Origin of the sequence: Candidatus Seribacter sulfatis, assembly GCF_964187635.1 — a bacterium.
GTDB classification, from domain to species: Bacteria; Verrucomicrobiota; Verrucomicrobiia; order Opitutales; family Seribacteraceae; genus Seribacter; species Seribacter sulfatis.
In genome coordinates this window covers 1-7,577 of sequence record NZ_CAXLMO010000068.1, presented here as the reverse complement: position 1 = coordinate 7,577, position 7,577 = coordinate 1, and the positions used below count along the sequence as shown (strand labels likewise).

Here is a 7,577-nt window from a genome sequence, read left to right as displayed (position 1 = left end):
AGGTGGTTTTTTCTTTCGGAGAAGCAGATCGCGACGCCTTAGAATTATTTAAGAATGAAACATTTTGTAATTCCGATAGAATTCAAATGATAGTACCCAGTTCGATAGAGAGATATAAAGAAATTCTGTTGAAAGGAGTGGCCCAATTTTGGGGAAATGATTCGGGACCCTCTCATTTAGCTGCTAATCTAGGCATTCCTACCAATGTATGTTTTAGATCAACAAATCCAAAAATATGGAGACCCACCGGACCGCGTGTCCTCGTGCATGAATTTACCTAGGATGCAAATTGAATTTTATATGAGACTGAATCTACCAGTGCTTCCCAACTTGCGGTAATTACATTATCACTCACGCCAACTGTCCCCCAAGTTTTGTTCCCGTCAGTGGATTCTACATGGACTCGAGTAATTGCATCTGTTCCAAGATTACTCTCTAGGATTCTAACTTTAAAATCAATTAAGCGAACTTCCTGGATGAACGGAAAGTCTTTTTCTAGGGCATTCCTAAGGGCATGATCTAAAGCCGAAATCGGTCCGTTTCCTTCGGCAACTGTATGTCGAATTTCATCTTTAACCATCAGTTTAACAGTTGCTTCCGATTTGGATTCCTCTTCGCTTCCATCGCTCGAAACTCCGACATGATAACGCAGAACTTTAAATGCAGAATCTTCACCTCTTAGAAAACGCTTCAGTAATAAATCAAAGGAAGCATCTGCCGCTTCAAATTCATACCCTTGGAATTCCAACCTTTTTAATTCTTCAAGGAATGATTTCATTTCGGGCGATCGACCATCAACTTCCATCCCCATTTCCTTTGCCTTCATCATGATGCTACTCCGTCCGGACATATCTGATACTAAAACTCGGGTACGGTTTCCAACTAAAGCAGGGTCAATGTGCTCGTAACTTCGATTGGACTTAGAGGCGGCATCCGCATGCACGCCTCCTTTATGGGCAAAGGAGGCAGCACCTACATAGGGGGCACGAATGTCAGGTCTCAGGTTGGTTGAATCATCAATAAAGAAAGAAAGGTCGCGGAGTTTCGAAAGGTGGTCGCTGCAATTTGTGGTATGCCCCATCTTCAATTCAAGATTGGGAATAATGGTGGTCAGGTTTGCATTTCCATTTCTTTCCCCGTATCCATTCATAGTTCCTTGTACCATTTTTGCACCGACCTCAATCCCGGTTAAACTGACGGCAACTCCAACTCCAGCATCGTTATGGCAATGCATTCCTATTTTTGTATTGGGAAATTTCTTCACTACAGTTTCGGTTATTTCCTTCACTTGTGGTACGAGCTTACCCCCATTAGTTTCGCAAAGTACTAAAAAATCAGCGCCCCCTTTTTCTGCAGCAGCCAGTGTTGATAAGGCATATTCTGGATTACTTAAGTAACCGTCAAAGAAATGCTCGGCATCATACACCACTTCTTTACCTTGTGCTTTAAGGTAGCGAACTGAGTCTTCAATCATGGCTAGGTTTTCTTCCGGAGTAGTGCGCAGCACATCAGTTACATGTAAAAGCCATGATTTTCCGAAAATAGTAACAACTGGAGTATTGGCATCTAAAAGGAGTTTAATTTGTGGATCCTCTTCCACAGGGGAGGACGCTCTTCTCGTGGAACCAAAAGCAGCAATTTTAGCATGAGTTAGATTGAGTTCAGTTGCTTTTTCGAAAAAAGCCATATCCCTTGGGTTGCTCCCTGGCCATCCTCCTTCGATGTAATCGATACCGAATTGATCGAGTTTTTCAGCGACTCGCAGTTTTGCGGTAACGGTAAAAGAAACGCCCTCAGCCTGAGAACCATCTCGAAGGGTTGTATCATAAATAATGGTGTGTTTTTTTTCTGGTTCGTTCACGGTAAAGTAAATATTAAATAAAGTTGACTTGTCTTGGGTTGGTTATTCAAAAATAAAAGTAAAGAAATAGTGAATAGCCCGACTTTCAAGAGTAAAGTATACCCGAAAATCGGGCTACGAAATTCGATTGAAATTTTTTGGGTAAATGCTTTTGGAGCAATATAATGTATAGCAAAAGCTCATAACAAAAATAGTATCCTATGCGATGTTTTTATGGCAACCACAAAGCCTTTACGCTAAGTTTAAATAATCTTGGATATTCAAAACGAAAAAAAGCATTTAGCAGAAGCATTTTTCCAATCTTTGATGAAAAAGACTTCGCATGCACCATTGGTGGATTATGGATTACCGGGCCCCTTCATATGCTCCCGGAAAAAACTTTTAATCCTTTCCGTTAAATTAGGACTTCATTTGCGGAAAAATTCTCATTCCCAACGAATTGGGATTATTTTACCCCCTGGATTAGCCGGAACAATTGCAAACCTTGCGGTTTTATTTGCCGGAAAAATCCCGGTTAATTTGAATTTTTCTCTCGGTTCGAATATTGCGGAAAACCTTATTCAAAAAGCGGAGATTAAAACTATCATATCCGCCACAAAGATGATGAATAAATTTCCAGATTTTCCATGGACTGATGATTTATTTGAAATTTCAACTTGGTTGCAAAAAATATCTTTAACTCCTTATCGACTCATAAAAGAAGCGGTTTTATTACAATTTCCTTATCAATTGGCTCGATTCTTTCTTAAAATTCCAAGTAAAATTGATTCCGAGGAAGCGACGCTATTATTTACAAGTGGAAGTTCTGGTGAACCCAAAGGGGTTGTCCTTACACACCAAAATATTCTGTCTAATTGTGCTCAAATTAACCGATTGGGACTTTTTGATAAGGACGCCAAGATCCTTGCCAATTTGCCGTTATTTCACAGTTTTGGATTCACTGTATCCACCTGTTTCCCATTACTTTATGATATTCCATTCGTCACTGTTCCATCTCCTTTGGATGTGAAGTCTGGCCTTCATGCCATTCAGAAAGAAAAAATTACTTTTTTGTTGGGAACCCCCACTTTTTTGCGTGGTTTTTTGAATAAAGGAAAGAAGGAAGATTTTGAATCAATTCGCTATGTAGTAGCGGGAGCAGAGAAAACGGAGAGTTCTTTTAAAAAGAAATGGGAAGAATTTGCCAACTGTTCCTATCTAGAAGGCTACGGGTTAACAGAAACTTCTCCAGTAATAAGTTTTAATTTACCCAAAGAGGGATCCCGTGAAGGTTCAGTTGGTCATTTGTTTTCCGATATTGAGTGTAAAACAATTCACCCAGAAACCCGCGAAGATTTACAAGTGGGAGAAAGCGGACTTCTATGTTTTCGAGGTCCCAATATTTTTTCCGGTTATTTGAATGATTTAGAAAAAACGAATGAAGTACTTACGAAGGAGAATTGGTTTGTTACCGGGGATATCGGTTATTTAGATCAGGATGATTTTTTATTTATTAAGGGTCGATTATCACGATTTTCAAAAATTGGGGGAGAAATGGTACCTCATGAAACAATTGAAGCTCGCATCAAGCAGATTCTCTTTGGCAATGAGGAGAATGAAGCATCTTTACTCATTATTGGGAAATCCGATGAGAATAAAGGGGAGCAACTCATTTTAGTAATTGATCAGGAAATTGATTTTCCAAAGCTCCGAAAGAAATTAAGCGAGAATGGACTTCCCAATTTATGGATTCCCAAAAAAGTTCAGATTATTGCGGAATTTCCAATACTTCCCACCGGCAAGGTTGATTTTCCGTTACTTCAAAAATGGGTAGGGTAGTGCGCAGAAAGATCTAAGACTGGCCGATCATAATGCCCCGGATTAAATCACTTATGCCAACATTTAAATCCTTTGCTTGTGCAAGAATGGCAATACTCGCCTGCATGCGGACTTGACTGGATGCAAACTTGGTACTTTCTGTTGCCACATCAGTATCCTGAATCCGTCCCACTGCCATTTCTCCAGTAGTAATCTTGCCATTCAAATTTTGCATTTCTTTCTCTAATCGACTCATATTGGCTCCCACATTTGCTCTTTCGGAAGCTAAATTTTCAATCCAGGTCGTAATTTGAGTTAAGGTACTTTTGGCATTGGTAATGGACTCAATATTGTAAGTATCTGTGTTTACTGTAACAGTATTTACGCTCTTTAAATCATAAGTGAGCCCCGTGCCGTCAATTGTTGCAGCCAATGAGGAGTTATCTTCTTCTTCCACATAACTGCTACCTGGAGTTCCGGAAGTATCTGGGACAACGGCTTGGGCATTGAGAGTAGTACCCCCCTCATCACTGCCTCGAATTGAACCAGTATCAGTGTTGGTAAATTGATTAAGAGTGCGCAGATTAGAAATGAAATTTTGCCCATCACTACCATCGTAATTGGAAATAAAATCTGAATTACTTGAAAAGTTTCCTCCCGAGGGTTTTGAGATATTAAAAGTTTGAAAGTAATCATCAATTCCGCTGTCAGAAGAAGTCTTAGTTATATCATCAAACTGAGTTTTCATCCAAGTTGTCATATGCTTTATACCGTCGGCTTGCCCACTTGCTTTAATTCTACTGTGGAGGAATTTTACCGCAAGATATCCTGTTGCATATTGCTCGGAAGAAACCCAACTTTCATTTCCTGATCCGATGGCAGAAGTTAATGCTGAAAAATCATTCCCATTCCCGCTCAAAATAGAGTTTACCCTACTATCCGCTCCATGAATAAATTCAGCTAAGCCTTCTTTAAACCAGGTTCCTCTGCTCGAACCATCTCCAGTAATATCACCGTAATAGGAATTCTGTGCCTGCATGAGGTGAACCATTTCATGGGCAACAACTCGATCTGCAGTTGAATTGGGGGATGTATGGGGTGCAGCAAAATCAGGGAGATCGAATTGCATTTCAATTACATCGGCGGTTCCATCTCCGTATTGTGCCGTTCTCACAAATGCCGCATAACCACCTGTATCATTTTCATTAACTATTAAGTCCCAACTATCAGCAGGTGCAGTAGTCCAACCGTATTCTTGATTTATAATTACCTCAGATGCCTCCAGCCAGTTTTTCTTTAAGCTTTCTATAAAATCTTTTTTATCTTGGCTAAACGAGCCGGCACCAAATAATTCAAGCCCATTAAAATCCTCAGTTTTTAATTGATCTAGTTGATCGGCTAATTCAAGGAATTCTTTATTGTAATTTTCACGATCTGCATCGGTCGAGGTAACATCTAATGCACGAACAGTAATCTCCCCAAGTCGGTTCAGAATTTTACCCACAGATTGAAGAGAACCATCTTGAACCTGAGTGTAAGAAAGGAGATTTTGTAGATTTTGTAAACTGACTAAATCTCTTTTATTTTTGGAGCCAAGTTTAGAAGCCTGACTAAATGCCCCAGTGTCATCTCCAGTTCGAACGAGTTTGTTGCCAGAAGAAAGCTTTGCGAGTGACTGTTCTAAATCAATTTTGTCATTATGGGATTCAAAGACAAGACCGGTGAGATTGTTATTAACTGGGGAAATCATCGAAAAATAGGATTAATTAAAATTACATAATCGACTATACCGCACAAAACTTTAGAGAAATCAACAATGGTAGGCCGGCCGGGACTCGAACCCGGAACCAATGGCTTAAAAGGCCACTGCTCTACCGATTGAGCTACCGACCCATGTTGAAGGCTAATATCAATATAGAAGATGTTTAACTTCGTCAACAAACAACCTTTAAAGATAAATTCCCTTTTAAAGGACGATCTTTTGTCTTTTGAGGCTGAATCAAATTAAAAACGGTTTGATCAATTCACTCTCAATACTTTGGCGGAAATCTAAATGTTACTAGGCATGTATTCATATCTGCCTTTTTGTATAGTAAAGATTAGTCCAAAAATTTATTTCCTACGTAGGAATAACTGCGAGACTTTATTTCCTTGGAGAGGACTCCCAAAGCCTTAGATAGGGCATAGAAAAGACCGTGCTAATAGAAGGAAAAGGGAGTTAATCATAGGATATAATTAATTAATCCTGCTAAAAAATAATCTGAATTTATTAGGGTATGATGATTTTTTCCGTCATTAACTTCGGTATTTATTAGTGAAAATATTACTTTAAACTTTCATCTCTGTTAGGAAAGTCCGTATTCGAGGTCGGTGGGGTAGGGGAGTGGGATAGGTTATAATTAAATTTAAAATTCTCAATTTAAGTGACTTATGGAATTAAAGTGACTTTGGAAGGTGTTAACGAAGTGATTTTAATTCTTTGAGTATTCCCTTAATAGATAAAATTAAGATGCCGTGAGAATTAAATAACTTTACCGTTTTTCGATCCAAGGATTTAATGTATGGGGTGCAAACATATCCTTTCTCACTTGAAAGTTGAAACATCGAACTTAGTAAGCTTCCCAATATTTTTGGATAATCTAATGGGGTTGGGCAGATTAGAATAGGGATTCGTTGTGAATTGAGTCGCAAAACAAGATCCGCTTCACCTGCGCTAATTGGCCGGGAAATCTCATGACCTTTTCCTAATAGTAGCGAACTAACCTCAGAAATCAGAATTTTTTTTTGCTGGAGATAATACTGGTGTTCTTTTCGGGAACTTCGTAGCCGTTCTGACTTGTTCAAATTGAAAAGGTTCTTAATTGAATTTTCGGACAGGGAAAGAGCAGAACAAAGGTTTTCTAAAGTGGATTTCTTCGGAAGGGTTTTCCCATTGATAAGATCATAAAGAGAAGGTCGACTGAGGTGGGCCTTATGAGCGATACAGGAGAGGTTATCAGGGTGGCTTCGTACTAGTGAATTAAGGTGCTCGGAAAATAAATTCATCACTATGATAAGATACTCAAATATAAATATTGCAAGTTGAAATGCCTTACATTTTTGGTTCACTATTTCCACACATTATGTAAGGTTGATTACCTTACTCAATTATTTTTAGTCTATCTATTCATTATTCAGGTGTGTTGTACAAATTATAATCATGTTTTTTTTAATGTACCCATGATCATAATTTTCTTATTGTATGGTAATTCACCATACAGAAATAATGCTGGAAATGTGGCATACTTATGATGGTGATTTTAAACTCAAATAGAATATTTTAATGGTTATCAACTCCGTTCAATCTGGAACATGTTTTATCCTTCGATATTTCTATACCTGAATGCAATAAAGCCAGAATTTTCTAGAAGTAAATTTCAGTTATTTTCTGTTTTACTTGAGCTGTTAACTATCTCTCCAAACCACTTTTAAAAAGGGTCTATTAATATATATTATACTATTTATTGGAACGAAACGCTGTTTCTTTCAGTAAAATTACCTCTTACCACCAATTTAATCGGCTTGCGAGAAAGCCAAACACAAGTGCAAGCACACCGATTGTTCCTAGCGTGTAAAGAATAAGAAGTGGCACTAGCATGGGCCATTTTTCCCTTTGATCTAGGTCTTGGGCTTTTCCGGGACTCGGCTCTGTTTTCCTGTAGTTATACATTGCCAAAGCTCGCAATTCATCTCCTTCAGCTTTGTCCAAGCATTCTTGGTAAAAAAGATCGTGGTCGTCTCCTTCTTTTTCCTTTTTGGATTGATGAATGCTCATATTAAGAAATTTCCTGTTGCTTCATTAACCTTATTCGGGCGTAATTGCACGGCTCAAATGAATCGATCAATTGAAATTTTGAAAATATTGCGTAATGGAATGCAG

6 protein-coding genes and 1 tRNA gene are annotated in these 7,577 nt (G+C 38.6%); 2 read left to right on the top strand and 5 right to left on the bottom strand.

Going from position 1 to position 7,577, the window contains the following annotated elements; all coding sequences use genetic code 11:
- Nucleotides 1–281 (top strand): glycosyltransferase family 9 protein (locus tag ACKPQ5_RS07200; protein ID WP_407678425.1); only part of this gene is annotated, 281 nt, incomplete at its 5' end.
- Here ACKPQ5_RS07200 and cimA read toward each other — a convergent pair.
- A complete protein-coding gene (gene cimA / locus ACKPQ5_RS07195) occupies nucleotides 278–1,861 on the bottom strand; it encodes a citramalate synthase (RefSeq protein ID WP_407678424.1) in 1,584 nt (527 codons plus the stop codon). The genes ACKPQ5_RS07200 and cimA overlap by 4 nt on opposite strands.
- A 252-nt stretch (nucleotides 1,862–2,113) precedes the next feature.
- Between cimA and ACKPQ5_RS07190 the strand changes: the two genes are divergently transcribed.
- Complete coding sequence (locus ACKPQ5_RS07190) at nucleotides 2,114–3,679, top strand: AMP-binding protein (protein WP_407678423.1); 1,566 nt, start codon at nucleotides 2,114–2,116, stop codon at nucleotides 3,677–3,679.
- Between the two features lie 13 nt (nucleotides 3,680–3,692).
- On the opposite strand, the gene ACKPQ5_RS07185 is transcribed toward ACKPQ5_RS07190, so the two are convergent.
- From ACKPQ5_RS07185 to ACKPQ5_RS07170, 4 genes are all read right to left on the bottom strand, one after another.
- Nucleotides 3,693–5,408, bottom strand: a complete 1,716-nt coding sequence (locus ACKPQ5_RS07185) for a flagellin (protein ID WP_407678422.1) — start codon at nucleotides 5,406–5,408, stop codon at nucleotides 3,693–3,695.
- Nucleotides 5,409–5,475: 67 nt separating this feature from the next.
- A tRNA-Lys gene (locus ACKPQ5_RS07180) sits at nucleotides 5,476–5,551 on the bottom strand.
- 564 nt (nucleotides 5,552–6,115) lie between these two features.
- On the bottom strand, nucleotides 6,116–6,703 hold the full coding sequence (locus ACKPQ5_RS07175) for a hypothetical protein (RefSeq protein WP_407678421.1): 588 nt from the start codon (nucleotides 6,701–6,703) through the stop codon (nucleotides 6,116–6,118).
- 496 nt (nucleotides 6,704–7,199) lie between these two features.
- Nucleotides 7,200–7,472, bottom strand: a complete 273-nt coding sequence (locus ACKPQ5_RS07170) for a hypothetical protein (RefSeq protein ID WP_407678420.1) — start codon at nucleotides 7,470–7,472, stop codon at nucleotides 7,200–7,202.
- Nucleotides 7,473–7,577 lie beyond the last annotated feature (105 nt).

What these genes read in the sequence shown, in the direction of transcription:
- ACKPQ5_RS07170 (WP_407678420.1), bottom strand. Translation starts at nt 7,472, where the DNA reads ATGAGCATTCATCAATCCAAAAAGGAAAAAGAAGGAGACGACCACGAT.
- ACKPQ5_RS07185 (WP_407678422.1), bottom strand. Translation starts at nt 5,408, where the DNA reads ATGATTTCCCCAGTTAATAACAATCTCACCGGTCTTGTCTTTGAATCC.
- ACKPQ5_RS07175 (WP_407678421.1), bottom strand. Translation starts at nt 6,703, where the DNA reads ATGAATTTATTTTCCGAGCACCTTAATTCACTAGTACGAAGCCACCCT.